Here is a 14,429-nt window from a genome sequence, read left to right as displayed (position 1 = left end):
TGTGCTGTCGTACGGCTAAGAGCACGCCTTCGGCGAAGCCGAGGCACCGGCCGTCGGTGCGGCGGCCCCGCTCAGCGCGGCCAGTGCCTTGTCGGCGGTGGCCCTCACCGTGAGGTTCTTGAACGCGGTGCCGATGATCAGGTCGACGGTGGCGCCCTTGCGGGTGGCCTCGGTGCGGCGCTCGGCGCCGCTGAGCTGGGTGGCGAGGACGGGCAGCGAGGTGTCGAGGGACGCGGCAGGGCCGAGCAGTACGCCGGTGCCCTTGACCTTCTTGTCCCACTGCGCGGACGCGTTGCCCACGTCGCCGATCCGGAAGCCGCGCTTCTTCAGCTCGTCGGCGGTCGACTTGGCGAGACCGCTGCGGGGCGTGGCGTTGTAGACGTTCACGGTGATCTGGGCGGGCTTCGGCACGGCGGCGCCTGCGCTGGGCGAGGGGCTCGCCTTGGTCGCGCAGGCGGCCTTGGGACCGGCCGCCGCGGCCTGCTTGCCGCCACCGGTGAAGACGTCGATGAGCTGCAACGTGCCCCACCCGCCCACACCCACTACGGCGACGGACGCGACCATCATGAGGACGAGCCGCCCGCGACGCCGCGGACGGCGCATGCGCGGGTATTTGTCCCCCGTGATCCGGTACTGGCCGCCCATGCCTGGGGGAGTCAGCATGCTCATGAGCGCAGCGTAGTGCGCCCGGGCGACGATGCCTACTAGATGATCATTCGACAGCGCCGAGACCAACCCGAAAGGGCGAACGGTTCACCGGAAGGCAGTCGTCCGGGCCGCCGTCCGGGGCTCGACGAGGGTGCGGCTCAGTCCAGTTCGAGGACGCGCGCGTGCAGCACCTGGCGCTGTTGCAGCGCGGCGCGGACCGCCCGGTGCAGGCCGTCTTCCAGGTACAGGTCGCCCTGCCACTTCACGACGTGCGCGAAGAGGTCGCCGTAGAAGGTCGAGTCCTCGGCGAGGAGGGTTTCGAGGTCGAGCTGGCCCTTGGTCGTCACGAGTTGATCGAGGCGGACCGGGCGCGGTGCGACATCCGCCCACTGCCGGGTGCTCTCCCGGCCGTGGTCGGGGTACGGCCGGCCGTTTCCGATGCGCTTGAAGATCACACGGAAAGCCTACCGGTCATGACGTTCCGGGCGCAGCCATGGAGACGGAGTGCGACGCTGGAAAAGATGCCGCAAAGCCGGGCAAAAAGGGAACCGAGGCCTGATATGAGTGACAGCGAGACGATCGCCGCCGGGTACGCCTTCACAGGACCTGCACTCGACCTGGGCGCCCTGCTGTGGGACGGGGCCCCGCTGCCCGACGCGCAGATCCGCATCCCCCTCCCGATGCTCAACCGCCACGGCCTGGTCGCGGGCGCCACCGGCACCGGCAAGACCAAGACCCTCCAGCTCATCGCCGAGCAGCTCTCGGCGCAGGGTGTGCCGGTGTTCCTCGCGGACGTGAAGGGCGATGTGTCGGGCATTTCGGCGCCGGGCACCTCGAACGACAAGGTCGCGGGCAGGGCCGCCGAGGTCAAGCAGCAGTGGACGGCGACCGGGTTCCCGGCCGAGTTCTACGCCCTCGGCGGCATCGGTCACGGCATCCCGGTCCGGGCCACGATCACCGGCTTCGGCCCGGTGCTGCTCTCCAAGGTCCTCCAGCTCAACCAGACCCAGGAGCAGTCGCTCGGCCTGATCTTCCACTACGCCGACACCAAGGGCCTGGAGCTGATCGACCTCAAGGACCTGCGGGCGGTCGTCACCTTCCTGACCTCGGACGAGGGCAGGCCGGAACTGAAGAACATCGGCGGTCTGTCCACCGCCACGGCCGGCGTGATCCTGCGCTCCCTCACCGCCTTCGAGGCGCAGGGCATGGCCGACTTCTTCGGCGAGCCGGAGTTCGACACGAGCGAGCTGCTGCGCACGGCGTCGGACGGCCGGGGGATGGTCTCGGTCCTCGAACTCCCCGCCGTCCAGGACAAACCGCAGCTCTTCTCGACCTTCCTGATGTGGCTGCTGGCCGACCTCTTCCACGACCTCCCGGAGGTCGGCGACGCCGAGAAACCGAAGCTCGTCTTCTTCTTCGACGAGGCGCATCTGCTCTTCAACGACGCCTCGAAGGCCTTCCTGGACTCGATCACGCAGACCGTCCGCCTGATTCGCTCGAAAGGGGTCGGCGTCTTCTTCGTGACCCAGACCCCGAAGGACGTACCCGGCGACGTCCTGGCCCAGCTCGGCAACCGCGTCCAGCACGCCCTCCGCGCCTTCACCCCCGACGACCAGAAGGCCCTGAAGGCGACCGTGAAGACCTTCCCCAACTCCTCCTACGACCTGGAGGAGATCCTCACCGGCCTGGGCACCGGCGAGGCCGTGGTCACGGTCCTCAGCGAGAACGGCGCCCCGACCCCCGTCGCCGTCACCCGCCTCCGCGCCCCCGAGTCCCTCATGGGCCCGATCGACCCGGCGACCCTCGACGCGGCGGTCAAGTCCTCATCCCTCTACGGCCGTTACGCACAGGCTGTGGACCGAGAGTCGGCGTACGAGAAGCTGACCTCCCGCCCGCAGCCGCAGGAGACACCGAAGGCGACCGCCAAGTCGTCCGCCAAGTCGGCTCCCAAGGAGGACGAGTCGATGGTCCAACAGGTCGTCGGCAGCGGGATGTTCAAGTCCCTGGCACGTTCCGTGGGCACCCAGATCGGCCGAGAGATCACCCGCTCCCTCTTCGGTACGGCCCGGCGGAAGCGCTAGCCGCCACCGGGCCGTACGTCCGGAGGGTCAGCGCTTGTGTCCCTCCGGAGGCCGCTGCGGCTCGGGTCGGCGGATCTCCGGCTTGGGCGCGTTGCGGACGGCCTCCGCGCGCAGCAGGGCGCGCAGGACGGCGTACGGGTCGATGGGCATGGCTGTGCTCCTGGCGTCGTACCGACGGATTGACCTGGGTGGCGGTCGGTCCGTCAGCAGCGCAGGACCACGGTGCGCCGGGCACGCAGGGTGTACGACGGCCAGGGCGGCGCGGGGTGGGGGCCGACCCGGGGATCGTGCGGCGCCGGGGCGGGTGCGGGGCGCAGGGGTGCGGTGGGCCGGTGGACGGCGGGGGAGGAGGGCCGTAGCGCGGCGGCGGCCGGTTCGAGGACGTCGTACTCGACGGTGTTCGTCCCGACGGAGGACGCGACGGGCATGGCGCGCGTCTCGGCGTCGGTGCCCGGGACGAGCAGGGCGAGCAGCAGCACGAGGGCCCGCAGCCAGACGCGGCTGCGGGGGAGGTGGCGTGCGGGGCCAACCCTCGTGCTCATGGAAGGTCATCTCCCAGCGGCCGTACGGCGTTCATCGCGGCGGGCGGGGAAACCGCCCGCACGGCCTACCAACGAGGCTCACAGGGCCGCGGGCACCTTCTTGGCGAGGCCCCTCATCCGGACGGCGGTGATGATCTCCACGACGCCGACCGCGACCAGCCAGATGCCGCAGACGAGGGTGAGGACGGCGACCGAGCGGAAGGGCGAGTCGATCAGCACGATGCCGGCGACGAAGGTGACGATCCCGAGGAAGATCTGCCAGCCGCGCGCGGGCATCGACCTGTCGTGCACGGCGGCCAGGGTCTGGGTGATGCCCCGGATCAGCCAGCCGATGCCGATCCACAGGGCGAGCAGCAGGATCGACTGCATCGGCCCGCGGAAGCAGAACAGCCCCAGCACGATCGACAGCGCGCCGCTGATGAACGCGAGGACGCGCAGCGAGGTCGCCCGGTGGGTGCCGAACGCGGCGACCAGTTGGAAGACGCCGCTGATCAGGAGGTAGAGGCCGAAGAGGATGCCGGCCGCGAAGAGGGACGCGCCGGGCCACACCAGGACCAGTACGCCGAGGACGAGGGACGCGACGCCGGTGAGCAGGACGACCTGCCAGGCGGCTTTGGAGAGGGCGAACAGGGGCCCTTCGAGTTCCTCTTCGCGTGGCGGCCGGGGTTCACGCCGGCTGTCGTGGGCGCTGCGGTCGTCGTACTCCGGGCCCCAGGGGCCGCTCGGTGCCTCGGTCATGGTCCATGTTCTGACCGGCCCCGGCGGACCCGCCACCGGGGCGGGCCACCTGGATGACGGGCTACTTACCGCCGGCGGCCTTCGCCGCGGCCTTCATCTCCTGCTTGTGGGCGCGGACCTTGGTGAGCGACTCGGGCCCGGTGATGTCGGCGACGGACCGGAAGGACCTGGCCTCGCCGTACGCCCCGGCCGCCTCCCGCCAGCCCTTCGGCGTGACCCCGAGCTGCTTGCCGAGCAGGGCGAGGAAGATCTGCGCCTTCTGCTTCCCGAACCCGGGCAGCGCCTCCAGCCGCTTGAGCAGCTCGGCCCCGGTGCCGACCCCGTCCCAGACACCGCTCGCGTCCCCGTCGTAGTGCTCGACGAGGTACTGGCAGAGCTGCTGGATCCGCTTCGCCATGGACCCCGGGTACCGGTGCACGGCCGGCTTCTCGGAGAGCAGCGCGACGAACTCCTCGGGATCCCGGGCCGCGATCTCGTGCGCGTCCAGATCATCGGCCCCGAGCCGGTCGGCGATCGTCCGCGGCCCCTTGAACGCCCACTCCATCGGGACCTGCTGATCGAGCAGCATCCCGACCAGCGCGGCGAGCGGGGAACGGCCGAGGAGCGCGTCGGCGTCGGGGTCCTGGGCGAGGTGAAGGGTGACGTCCATGGGTCGATGATGGCGCGTTCGGGGGCGGGATGCCTGCCGGGTCAACGGGTGGTCCGACACCGACAGCGGGGACTCAAGAGGCTTCGTCGGCATCGGCTGGTTGCCCTGCCCGGCGCAGTTCTCTGACGGTCAGTGCCCCCGCCCCCGCCGTCCCGAGGAGCGGCAGCACGGGGAACAGCGTCCAGATGCCCCGGGAGACGAAGCCCGTTTCCACCGCTCTGTAGCTTCCCCAGGGAATCCGTGCGGCCCTGACGGTCGCGCCCACGTGGCCGTTGTGGGGAACCTCCGCGGTGCGCGTGTGCGCGGTGTTCCGCACCGGGCCGCCGCATACGGTTTCGGTGCCGCTCTTCACCGCCTCTTGGTGGCACTCGGTGAGCCGGATCTCCACGGCGTTGCCCGACAGGTTCAGCGTCGCGATGCTCAGGGACATGGCCGCTGCCGTCGCCACCACGCACAGCAAGGTGAGCGCGGCACAGCCGACGACCACGCGTATCCGCCTCTTCGGCATGAATCAATCATGCCGCCTCCCCGTACGGAGTCGGCCTCGGCCTCAGGCCGGCCGCCAGTATCCGAGCGCGTGCACCCGCTCCCGCCGTACCCCCAACTCCCTGCGTACGTACGACGAAAGCCCCCGCGTCGTGGCCGTGTCGCAGGTGATCCAGACGTACGGGTCGGGGGTGGTCTTCAGGAGGTCCGGGAGTTCCGCCCGTACCCGCTCGGCGAGTTGGCCCCTGGAGAGATGGCGGATCTCGTGCCGGGGCGGGTCCGTGCGGAACGGCAGGCCCTCGGTGGCGTTCTCGAACCAGATGGTCGCCGGGACCGTCGAACCCACCGCGCCCAGCAGGGAGTTGATGGCCGGCAGTGACGCCGGGTCGCCGATCACGAAGAGGTGGGACGGGTCCGGGTCGGGGCGGTCGAAGCCCGTGCCCTGGATCGTCGCCTCGATGGTGTCGCCGGGCTTCGCGGCGCGTGCCCAGTCGCTCGCGCTGCCCTCGTGCAGGGCGAATTCGAGGCCGAACGTGCCGGCCGCCGGATCGGGGTCGACCAGGGTGTACGCCCGCTGGTGCGGCCTGCCGGCGTTGTCGAACCAGAGGCGGACCCACATCGTCGGGTGGACGTCGGTCGCCGCGAGCATGCCGCCGTCGGTGAGGCGGAGGCGGCGGTAGTGCGGGGTGACGTCCTCGGCCCTCGTCACGGTGAACTCGAAGTCCTTCGCGCGCAGCAGTTTGAGTACCGCGCCCTCCCAGCCGCGCCCCTGCACCATGGTCTCTTCACCCTTCGCGTACGCTTCCCCCACGAGTAACTTAGGCAAGGCTAACCTAAAAAACAGCCGCACCACAGAGGTGCGTCACAGCGTCGGAACACAGAGGGGCCGCAGGGTGACAACCCAGATCTACCGAGATGCCTGGGGAATCCCCCATCTGCGCGCCGACAGCGCCGACGAACTCGCCCGTGCCCAGGGCCGCGTCACCGCCCTCGACCGCGGCCGGCAGATAGAGGTCGAACGGCATCGGGCGCGAGGCACCTCGGCCGCCTTCCTCGGTATCACCGCCCTGCCCTGGGACCTCTTCGCCCGCCGTGTCCGCCTCGACGACACCGCGAGGCGCTGTTTCGCCACACTGGAGCGGAAGGACCCGGAGACCGCGCGCTGGGTCCGGTCGTACGTCGACGGCGTCAACGACGGTCTCAACGAACTTTTCAGGGGCGGGACTTCGGCTCCCGAGTTCGCCAAGTCGGGCCTTGCGCCCGGCCGTTGGGAACCCTGGACCCCCCTCGCCGTCTGGCTCGCCACGCACATCCTCTTCGCGGGGTTCCCGGCCAAGCTGTGGCGGGAGGAGGCGATACGGCGGCTCGGGCCGGACTCCGTCGGGCTGTTCGCCGCCGACGGGCCCGGTACCTCCGGCAGCAACGGCTGGCTGGTCAGCGGGGCGCGGACCACGACCGGGCGGGCCGTCCTCGCCGGAGACCCGCACCGCTTCATCGAGGACCCCGGCGTCTACCAGCAAGTCCACCTCTCCTGCCCGGAGTTCGACGTCGTCGGCCTCACCGTGCCCGGTGTCCCCGGCATCGCCCACTTCGGGCACACCGGCACGGTCGCCTGGGCCATCACCAACGCCATGGCCGACTACCAGGACCTGTACCGGGAACGGCTGCGCCGTACCGGTGCCGGTGTCGAAGCCCTTGACCCGGACGGGAGTTGGCGGCGCGCGGTCCGGCACACGGAGACGGTCGAGGTGGCCGGGGAGGAGCCCGTCGAGGTCGAGGTCGTCGAGACTGGGCGCGGGCCGGTCGTCATCGGCGGACCGGAGGGGCTCGACGGCGGAGTCACCGCGCCGCCCGGCGTCCCGCCCCTCGCCGTCAGCCTCCGCTACCCGCCCCGCGTCACCGAGGACCTCGGCTTCACCGCCCTGCTCCCCCTTCTCCGCGCCCGCCAAGTCGCCGACGTGGACCGGGCGTTCGACGACTGGGCCGAACCCGTCAACGTCGTCCAGGCCGCCGACACCGAGGGCGGACTGCTGCACCGGGTCGCGGGCCGGGTGCCCCTGCGCGCCGAGGCCAACCGCGTCCGGCTGGTCCCCGCCTGGGAGCCCGGCCACGAGTGGCAGGGCTGGCACGAGCCGCCCCGCGCAGGGCCGACCGGGGACGGCATCGCCGTCATGGCCAACCAGCGCGGACCGGCCGCCCCGCTCGGCGTCGAGTTCGCCCCGCCCCACCGCGCCGACCGCATCACCGAACTGCTCGCCGGGCGGGTGAAGTGGTCCGCCGCCGACATGCCCGCGATCCACATGGACACCCGACTCGGCTCCGCCGCACCCCTGTTGGACCAGCTGGCCACCCTCACCGACCTCACCCCCGCCGCCTCCGCACTCCGCGAGCGGCTGCTGGCCTGGGACCGCCGCATGGACGCCGACAGCAGCGCCGCCGCCGCCTTCGCGGCCGTGCGCGGCGCGGTCGTACGACGGCTCGCGGCGCACCCCGCGTTCGCCGCGCTGGCCGAGCCGCCCGCGTACCCGGAGGTGTTCCTGCCGTGGCTCGCGCTGCTCCCGCGGGTCGCCTTCGCGCTCGAACACCTGCTGCGGGCAGGGGAGTTGCACGGCAGCGACGGGGTGGAGATCGACCGGACGGAGATCGTGCGGGCGGCCGTCGAGAAGGCCGCCGCCACCCCGGCCGGGGTGTGGGGCGACACCCACCGCCTCGCTCCCTGGCGGGCCCTCACCGGGACGACGTACTCCGACACGGACCAACAACCGGGGCTCTCCGGCGACCACGACTGTGTGCTGTGTACCTCCTCCGTGCCCGGGCTCACCGACCTGAGCACGCGGGGGCCGGCGGCCCGCTTCGTGTGGGACCTGGCCCGGCGGGAGGACAGCCTGTGGGTGGTGCCGCTCGGGGCCTCGGGGGATCCCGGGTCGCCGCACCACCGCGATCAACTGCCCATGTGGCTCAAGGGAGATATGGCACCCGTGATCACCGACTTCACCCGCCTCGAACCTGAGACCGGCAGCCCCCGGACTCGCCGCCCGCTCCACGAACAACACGTCGACGGCTTCGGCACCATCCGCGTCCTCCCCCTCGACCCGGCGGCCGACGCGGAGACCGTCCACCGCTGGGTCAGCGAGGAACGGGCCGCGTTCTGGGGCATGAACGGCCTCACGCGGGCCCAAGTCGCCGAGATCTACGCCCACATGGAGACCCTCGACACCCACCACGCCCACCTGGTGGTCGGGGACGACGACGAACCGGTCGCGCTCCTCCAGACCTACGACCCCGCCGCCGACCGCGTCGGCGGCTGCTACGCCGTAGAACCCGGAGACATCGGCATCCACCTCCTCCTCGCCCCCGCCGGACCGGACGGCGACCGGCCCGGCTGGTCGGCGGCGGTGATGGGGGTCCTCGCGTCGTACGTCCTGCTCGGGCTGGACCGGCGCCGGGTCGTGGTCGATCCGGATGTGCGGAACGAGAAGGCGATCGCGCGGTTCTTGCGGCAGGGGTTCGTGGCGGGGCCGGAGGTCGTGCTGCCGGAGATCGACATCCCGGACGTTTTCCTGCCCGAAAAGCGCGCTCAACTGGCGTTTCTTCCTCGCGAGGTGGCCTTCCCGTAGCCTGCCGGGGTGACCGGAGTGACCCCAGAAGAGCTGACCCCAGAAGACCTCGTCGCCCACTACGGCCTGGAGCCGATCCCCCGCGAGGGCGGTCTGTTCCGGCAGACCTGGGCGGGTCCGGCGCGCCCGGACGGCCGCCCGGAGGGCACGGCGATCGTCGCCCTCCTGACAGCGCCCGACTACTCCGCGCTGCACCGCCTGCCCGGCGACGAGGTCTGGCACTTCTACCTGGGCGACCCGCTCGAACTCCTCCTCCTCGCCCCCGACGGCACCACCCGCACGGCGGTGCTCGGCCCGGACGTACGACACGGCCAGCACCTCCAGTTCACCGTGCCCGGCGGCAGTTGGATGGGGGCGCGGGTGGTGGCGGGCGGCGCGTGGACGTTCTTCGGCTGCACGATGGCACCCGGGTTCACCTACGACGGCTACGAGCACGGCGAGGCAGCCGAGTTGACCCTTCGCTACCCCGCCGAGGCCGCCCGCATCACCGGGCTGTGCCGCCCGTGAGCCGCCTGCTGGAAGGCCAGTTCGCGCTGGTCACGGGCGCGAGCGGCGGCATCGGCCGGGGCATCGCGCTGCGGTTCGCCGAGGAGGGGGCGGCGGGGGTCGCGGTCCACTGTTGTACGGCGGTGCAGGAGGCCGGTGAAGTCGCCGCACGCGTACGGGAGTTGGGGGCCCGAGCCGTCGTACTGCAAGCCGATCTGACCGACGAGGACGCCTGCCGCGGACTGGTCCGCGAGGCGGCCGAATGGAGCGGTGGACGGCTGACCGCGCTGGTCAACAACGCGGGCGTACAGCCGACGCAGCCCCTGGCCGGGATGACGGCGGCGGACTGGCGGGCGGTCGTCGACACCAACCTGACCAGCGTCTTCGCGTGCACCCAGGCGGCGGCCGAGGTGATGGGGGAGCAGGGCGGCGGCACGGTGACGCACATCGCGTCGATCGAGGCGGGCGCCCCGGCAGCGCTGCACGCGCACTACTCGGCGTCCAAGGCGGCCGTGGTCATGCACGCACGGTCGGCGGCCCTGGAGTACGGCCCGTACGGCATCCGCGTCAACACCGTCTCGCCCGGTCTGATCGACCGGGAGGGGTTGGCGGAGGCTTGGCCGGAGGGTGTGCGGAGATGGCGGGAGGCGGCACCGACGGGCCGGCTGGGCCGCCCGGAGGAGGTCGGGGACGCGTGCGTGTTCCTGGCTTCGCGCCTCGCCTCCTGGGTCACCGGGCACGACCTCGTCGTCGACGGCGGCGTGACGGCGCGGCCGACATGGTGAGCGGGACGCGCGCCTCCTCCGTACATAACCGGAGGCCGACGCACACGACAGTGGGCCGGAAAAGTCCGAAGACGGAGATGTGACGTGCGCCGACGACGGAACGAGGGCCAGGGTTTTGGATACGACGGAGGAGGCGGAGGAGGCGGAGGTGCCAGGGGCACCGGAGGCGTCCGACGGGCCGGCCGGCGAGGAGTTCAAGGGCTGGTGCTGCTGGGCACCGTGCTGGTCCTGCTCCTCCTCGGCACCGCGGGCACCGCGTCCGCGCACGCCGCCCTCGAATCCACCGATCCCGCCGACGGAAGCGTCCTCAAGTCCGCCCCCCGCACCCTCACCCTGACCTTCTCCGAGTCCGTCGCCCTGCTCGACGACTCCTTCCGTGTCTACGACCCCGACAACCGGCGGGTGAAGACGAGTTCGGCGCACCACGCGAAGGACGCGGGCGACACGGCGAGCGTCACGCTCCCGGCCAAGCTCGGCACCGGCACCTTCACGGTCGCCTGGCGCGTGGTCTCGGCCGACAGCCACCCGGTCTCCGGCGCCTTCACCTTCTCCATCGGCAAACCCTCCGCCACCACCTCGATCAGCACGGCCCCGACCGAGGAGCCGCTGACGGGCAGCCTGTACGACATCGCCCGCTACTTCGCGTACATAGCCGCGGCCCTCCTCATCGGCACGGCCGCCTTCGTCGTCCTGTGCCGCCCCCCGGACCCGTCGGTCCTCAACAAGCCGATCCGGATGGGCTGGTGGACCCTGCTGGCGGCCACCGTGGCTCTCCTCGTCCTCCGTGCCCCCTACGAGGCGGGCACCGGCCTGGCCACGGCCTTCGAACCCTCCGCCCTCCCCAAGACCCTGACGTCCCGCCCCGGCCAGGCACTCGCCGCCCGCCTGCTCCTCCTCGCCGCGACAGCCGCCTTCCTCCTACGACTTCGGGAGCGTGAGCGATACGGGCGGGTGGCCCTGGGGACGGGTGCCGCCCTGGCGGTCGGGCTGGCGCTGACCTGGGCGTCGGCGGAACACGCGTCCGCCGGGATCCAGGTGCCGGTGGCGATGACGTCGGCGGTGCTGCATCTGCTCGCGATGTCGGTATGGCTGGGCGGTCTGACGGCCCTCCTCACCGTCCTCTACCGCTCACCCCGCCTCGACGCGGCCCCGGTGTCCCGCTTCTCCCGCCTCGCCTTCGCCTCGGTGACCGTGCTCGTCGTCACCGGCGTCTACCAGTCCTGGCGCGGCCTCGGCTCCTGGAACGCCCTGACCGGCACGTCGTACGGCCGCATCCTGCTGGTGAAACTCGGCGCGGTGCTGCTGCTGCTCGTGGTGGCGGGGTGGTCGCGGCAGTGGACGGGACGGCTGGTGGAGTCGGAAGTACGGCTCCCGGTACCGGAGTTGGTGCGGACGGGGGCGACGGGCTCCACCGCCGAGGGCGATGCCGCCGCTGATGGCGAGGGCGCCCCGAACCCCGGTGACGATTCGAAGGACCAGGACCAGGGCCAGGACCGTTTCCGCCGAGGTCTGCGGCTCTCCGTACTCTTCGAAGTCGGCGTCGGCGTCGTGGTGTTGGTGGTCACCACCCTGCTGACCAACACCCTCCCGGGCCGCGCGGCGGCGGACGCGGAACGGACGGCGACCTCGGCCGGCATCCCGGCGGCGTCCGTCACCATGGTCCCCTTCAAGGTCGGCAACGCGGGCGGCAGGGTACAGATCACCCTCGACCCCGGACGCGTCGGCGAGAACTCGGTCGAGGCGGTCGTCTACGGCCCCGACGGCGGCTTCGCCACCGTCCCCGAACTCCGCCTCTCCTTCACCCTCCCCGCCCAGAAGATCGGCCCCCTCGACGCCAACATCAAGGACGAGGGCGGCTATTGGGGCACCAACACCCTCAACCTGCCGATCGCCGGGACCTGGACGATGAAGGTCACGGTCAGGACGACGGACGTGGATCAGGTGAGCGTGTCCCGGAAGGTGCGGATCGTGCGGTAGGTGAGGGGGGCGTCGCCTCTCATGCCGTGTGCTCGACGAGCCCGTGCCGCTCCACCCACCCCGATATCGCCCCCGCGATCACCTCCGGCCGGTCCTCCGGTGTGTGGTGCCCGGCCACCGTGTCCGAGTGCTCGATCTCCAGCGCCGCGATGTTGTCCGCGCACCAGGAGATGAGCTCCTCGTGCACCATCACCCCCGGCCCGGGCGCGAACGTGAGCAGCAGCTTCGGTACGTCCGGGCTGGACTTGAGCCAGTGGTCGTAGGCCTCGATCCTGGCGACGACGTCGGCCGGTTCGCCGCCCAGTGGCATCGAGCGGGCCCAGCGCAGGAGGGGGCGGCGGCTCTCCGGGGTCGGGTAAGGCTCGCGGTAGGCGGCGAGGTCGGCCGGGGCGAGGGGGGTCGCGGAGGCGGCGGGGAGTGCCTGTTCGATGAAGGCGTTCTCGTCGAGGATCATGGCCTCGCCGACGCCGGCCGTCTTGATCGCCCGGAACAGCTCCCGGCCACCCTCCGGGAACTCCTCCCAGGTCATCGGCTTGACGATGGTCTCGGTGAACGCGATGCCCCGCACCCGGTCCGGATGGCGGGCGGCCCGGTCGAAGGCCAGGGCGCCGCCCCAGTCGTGTCCGACCAGCACCACGTCCCGCAGTCCGAGCGCGTCGAACCAGGCGTCCAGGTAACGGGCTTGGTCGGCGAAGTCGTAGGCGATGGGCGGCTTGCCCGACTCGCCCATGCCGATCAGGTCGGGGGCCAGCAGGCGCCCGGACGTCACACCCGGCAGGACGTTCCGCCACAGGTACGACGAGGTCGGGTTGCCGTGCAGGAAGACGATCGGTGCTCCGGTGCCCGACTCCCGGTGGGCGATGGTCGAGTCGAGGACGCGCGTCACCTGCGAGGCCGTCACCGGAAGGCCGCCGCGTTGCGCCGCGCCCAGGACGCGAACGTGCCCGGTGCCCGGCCCAGCACCCGCTCCACATCCGGGCTCACCCGCCGCTCCTCCTCCGTCGGTTCGCCCAGGACGGCCAGCGTGCCCTCCACCACCGGCAGGGGCATGAACCGGGACATCAACGCGTGGGCCTCCGCGCGGGACTGTTCCGTGAAGGCCACCTCCTCGCCCAGCGCCGCCGCTATCGCCGCCGCCCGCGCGCGAGGGGTCGTAGGCGCCGGGCCGGTCAGGGCGTAGGTCGCACCCGCGTGCGCGTCCTCGCGCAGAACGGCCGCGGCGACCGCCGCCACGTCGTCCGGGTCCACGAAGGGCAGGCCCACGTCACCGAACGGCGCCGCCGCCACCCGCTCCGCACGGATCGACTCGGCCCAGGCGAACGCGTTGCTGTCCAGCCCGCCCGAGCGCAGGACCGTCCAGTCCAGCCCCGACTCCCTTACGGCCGCCTCGAACCGGCGGGGATGCGCGTAGGTCTCCGGGCGGGTCCCCGCGCCCTGCGAGGACAGCAGCACCACCCGGCGGACACCGGCGGACTTGGCCAGGTCCAGGATGTCGTACGGCCGCTCGCCCGCCACCAGCAGGAACAGCGCCTCCGCCCCCTCGAACGCGCCCCGCAGGCCGTCCGGTTCGGCCAGGTCACCGGTCACCGTCCCCGGCCCGCCGATGTTCCGGGCCACGGACATCACCGGGACCCGGTCCTCCGTGAGCAGCCGCACCAGCGTCCGTCCGACGTTCCCTGTCGCACCCGTCACCACGATCATCTCGCTACCCCGTCGCCGCTCGCGTGTATGAGTTAGTTGACTGACTAACTCCGTCGGGAATGACGCTAACACGATCACCCCGCCCGTTGTCTATAGTTAGTCAGATGACTGACTCAAAGGATTCCCGGCCCACCCCACCCCCTGCCGTGGGCAAGCGGCAGCGCCTCACCACCGCCACCGCCCGGGTCCTGCACGAGCAGGGCGTGGAGCGCACGACCATCGCCGACATCGCCCGCGCCGCCGACGTCCCGACGGGCAACGTCTACTACTACTTCAAGACCAAGGACGAGCTGATCGAGGCGGCCCTCTCCGAGCACACCGGCAACCTGGAGACCCTGACCGCACAGCTCGACCAGCTCCCCGACCCGCGCGAACGCCTCAAGGCCCTCATCGGCGGCTGGGTGGAGCAGAAGGACCTCGCGGCCCGCCACGGCTGCCCGATGGGCACCCTCGCCGTAGAACTGGACAAGCGCTACGAGGGTGGGCTCGATCTTGCTGCCGGGCAGGTCATACGGCGGCTGGTGGACTGGGTGGAGCAGCAGTACCGGCTGCTCGGCGCGGCCGATCCCGAGGGGCTCGCGCTGACCCTCGTCGCCGCCTACCAGGGCATGTCCCTGCTCTCCAACGCCCTGCGCGACCCGGAGATCATGACCCGCGAAGGGGCCCGGCTCACAAGGGAGTTGGACGCCCTCGCCGTGTCGTCCTGACCGCGGCCCGAG

16 protein-coding genes are annotated in these 14,429 nt (G+C 71.7%); 6 read left to right on the top strand and 10 right to left on the bottom strand.

The annotated features are described in order from the left end of the window. Positions 1-15: 15 nt before the first annotated feature. Positions 16-645, bottom strand: a complete 630-nt coding sequence (locus tag ACIRRY_RS15725) for a LytR C-terminal domain-containing protein (protein ID WP_403973597.1) — start codon at positions 643-645, stop codon at positions 16-18. A gap of 161 nt (positions 646-806) precedes the next feature. Next, entirely contained in the window at positions 807-1,103 is a 297-nt protein-coding gene (locus tag ACIRRY_RS15720; RefSeq protein ID WP_003999914.1) for a type II toxin-antitoxin system VapB family antitoxin, read from the bottom strand. Positions 1,104-1,208: 105 nt separating this feature from the next. Between ACIRRY_RS15720 and ACIRRY_RS15715 the strand changes: the two genes are divergently transcribed. Then, on the top strand, positions 1,209-2,729 hold the full coding sequence (locus ACIRRY_RS15715) for a helicase HerA-like domain-containing protein (protein ID WP_403972497.1): 1,521 nt from the start codon (positions 1,209-1,211) through the stop codon (positions 2,727-2,729). A 27-nt stretch (positions 2,730-2,756) separates the two neighbouring features. Here ACIRRY_RS15715 and ACIRRY_RS15710 read toward each other — a convergent pair whose 3' ends face one another. From ACIRRY_RS15710 to ACIRRY_RS15685, 6 genes are all read right to left on the bottom strand, one after another. Continuing rightward, positions 2,757-2,879: a hypothetical protein gene (locus ACIRRY_RS15710; RefSeq protein ID WP_403972495.1), complete on the bottom strand. Its 123-nt coding sequence runs from the start codon at positions 2,877-2,879 to the stop codon at positions 2,757-2,759. A gap of 53 nt (positions 2,880-2,932) precedes the next feature. Next, a complete protein-coding gene (locus ACIRRY_RS15705) occupies positions 2,933-3,271 on the bottom strand; it encodes a hypothetical protein (RefSeq protein WP_403972493.1) in 339 nt (112 codons plus the stop codon). A 78-nt stretch (positions 3,272-3,349) separates the two neighbouring features. Next, entirely contained in the window at positions 3,350-4,009 is a 660-nt protein-coding gene (locus ACIRRY_RS15700; protein ID WP_403972491.1) for an HdeD family acid-resistance protein, read from the bottom strand. Between the two features lie 61 nt (positions 4,010-4,070). Next, complete coding sequence (locus ACIRRY_RS15695) at positions 4,071-4,658, bottom strand: HhH-GPD-type base excision DNA repair protein (RefSeq protein WP_403972489.1); 588 nt, start codon at positions 4,656-4,658, stop codon at positions 4,071-4,073. Positions 4,659-4,731: 73 nt separating this feature from the next. Beyond that, the gene (locus ACIRRY_RS15690; RefSeq protein WP_403972487.1) at positions 4,732-5,166 is read right to left on the bottom strand and encodes a hypothetical protein; all 435 of its coding nucleotides are present in this window, start codon (positions 5,164-5,166) and stop codon (positions 4,732-4,734) included. Positions 5,167-5,208: 42 nt separating this feature from the next. After that, positions 5,209-5,922: a siderophore-interacting protein gene (locus ACIRRY_RS15685; RefSeq protein WP_403972485.1), complete on the bottom strand. Its 714-nt coding sequence runs from the start codon at positions 5,920-5,922 to the stop codon at positions 5,209-5,211. Positions 5,923-6,037: 115 nt separating this feature from the next. Here ACIRRY_RS15685 and ACIRRY_RS15680 point away from each other — a divergent pair, with 115 nt between their 5' ends. The 4 genes from ACIRRY_RS15680 (at position 6,038) to ACIRRY_RS15665 (ending at position 12,009) form a co-directional block, all read left to right on the top strand. Next, a complete protein-coding gene (locus ACIRRY_RS15680; protein ID WP_403972483.1) occupies positions 6,038-8,761 on the top strand; it encodes a GNAT family N-acetyltransferase in 2,724 nt (907 codons plus the stop codon). 33 nt (positions 8,762-8,794) lie between these two features. Beyond that, positions 8,795-9,268: a cupin domain-containing protein gene (locus ACIRRY_RS15675; RefSeq protein WP_403973595.1), complete on the top strand. Its 474-nt coding sequence runs from the start codon at positions 8,795-8,797 to the stop codon at positions 9,266-9,268. Beyond that, positions 9,256-10,032: an SDR family NAD(P)-dependent oxidoreductase gene (locus tag ACIRRY_RS15670; RefSeq protein WP_403972481.1), complete on the top strand. Its 777-nt coding sequence runs from the start codon at positions 9,256-9,258 to the stop codon at positions 10,030-10,032. The genes ACIRRY_RS15675 and ACIRRY_RS15670 overlap by 13 nt, the downstream gene beginning before the upstream one ends. Before the next feature lie 204 nt (positions 10,033-10,236). Further along, positions 10,237-12,009, top strand: a complete 1,773-nt coding sequence (locus ACIRRY_RS15665; RefSeq protein ID WP_403972479.1) for a copper resistance CopC/CopD family protein — start codon at positions 10,237-10,239, stop codon at positions 12,007-12,009. Positions 12,010-12,028: 19 nt separating this feature from the next. On the opposite strand, the gene ACIRRY_RS15660 is transcribed toward ACIRRY_RS15665, so the two are convergent. Together ACIRRY_RS15660 and ACIRRY_RS15655 are read right to left on the bottom strand one after the other, a co-directional pair. Beyond that, positions 12,029-12,910: a haloalkane dehalogenase gene (locus ACIRRY_RS15660; protein ID WP_403972477.1), complete on the bottom strand. Its 882-nt coding sequence runs from the start codon at positions 12,908-12,910 to the stop codon at positions 12,029-12,031. Next, positions 12,907-13,710 (bottom strand): SDR family oxidoreductase, encoded by an 804-nt coding sequence (locus ACIRRY_RS15655; RefSeq protein WP_403972475.1) that lies wholly within the window; start codon positions 13,708-13,710, stop codon positions 12,907-12,909. Before ACIRRY_RS15655 ends, ACIRRY_RS15660 begins: the two co-directional genes overlap by 4 nt. Positions 13,711-13,814: 104 nt before the next feature. Here ACIRRY_RS15655 and ACIRRY_RS15650 point away from each other — a divergent pair, with 104 nt between their 5' ends. Beyond that, entirely contained in the window at positions 13,815-14,417 is a 603-nt protein-coding gene (locus tag ACIRRY_RS15650; RefSeq protein WP_403972473.1) for a TetR/AcrR family transcriptional regulator, read from the top strand. Positions 14,418-14,429: the final 12 nt, after the last annotated feature.

This window comes from Streptomyces sp. NPDC101776 (genome assembly GCF_044766845.1).
Classification (GTDB): Bacteria; Actinomycetota; Actinomycetes; order Streptomycetales; family Streptomycetaceae; genus Streptomyces.
Note: the sequence above shows the minus strand (reverse complement) of the source record. Positions and strands in the feature narration are given on the sequence as shown.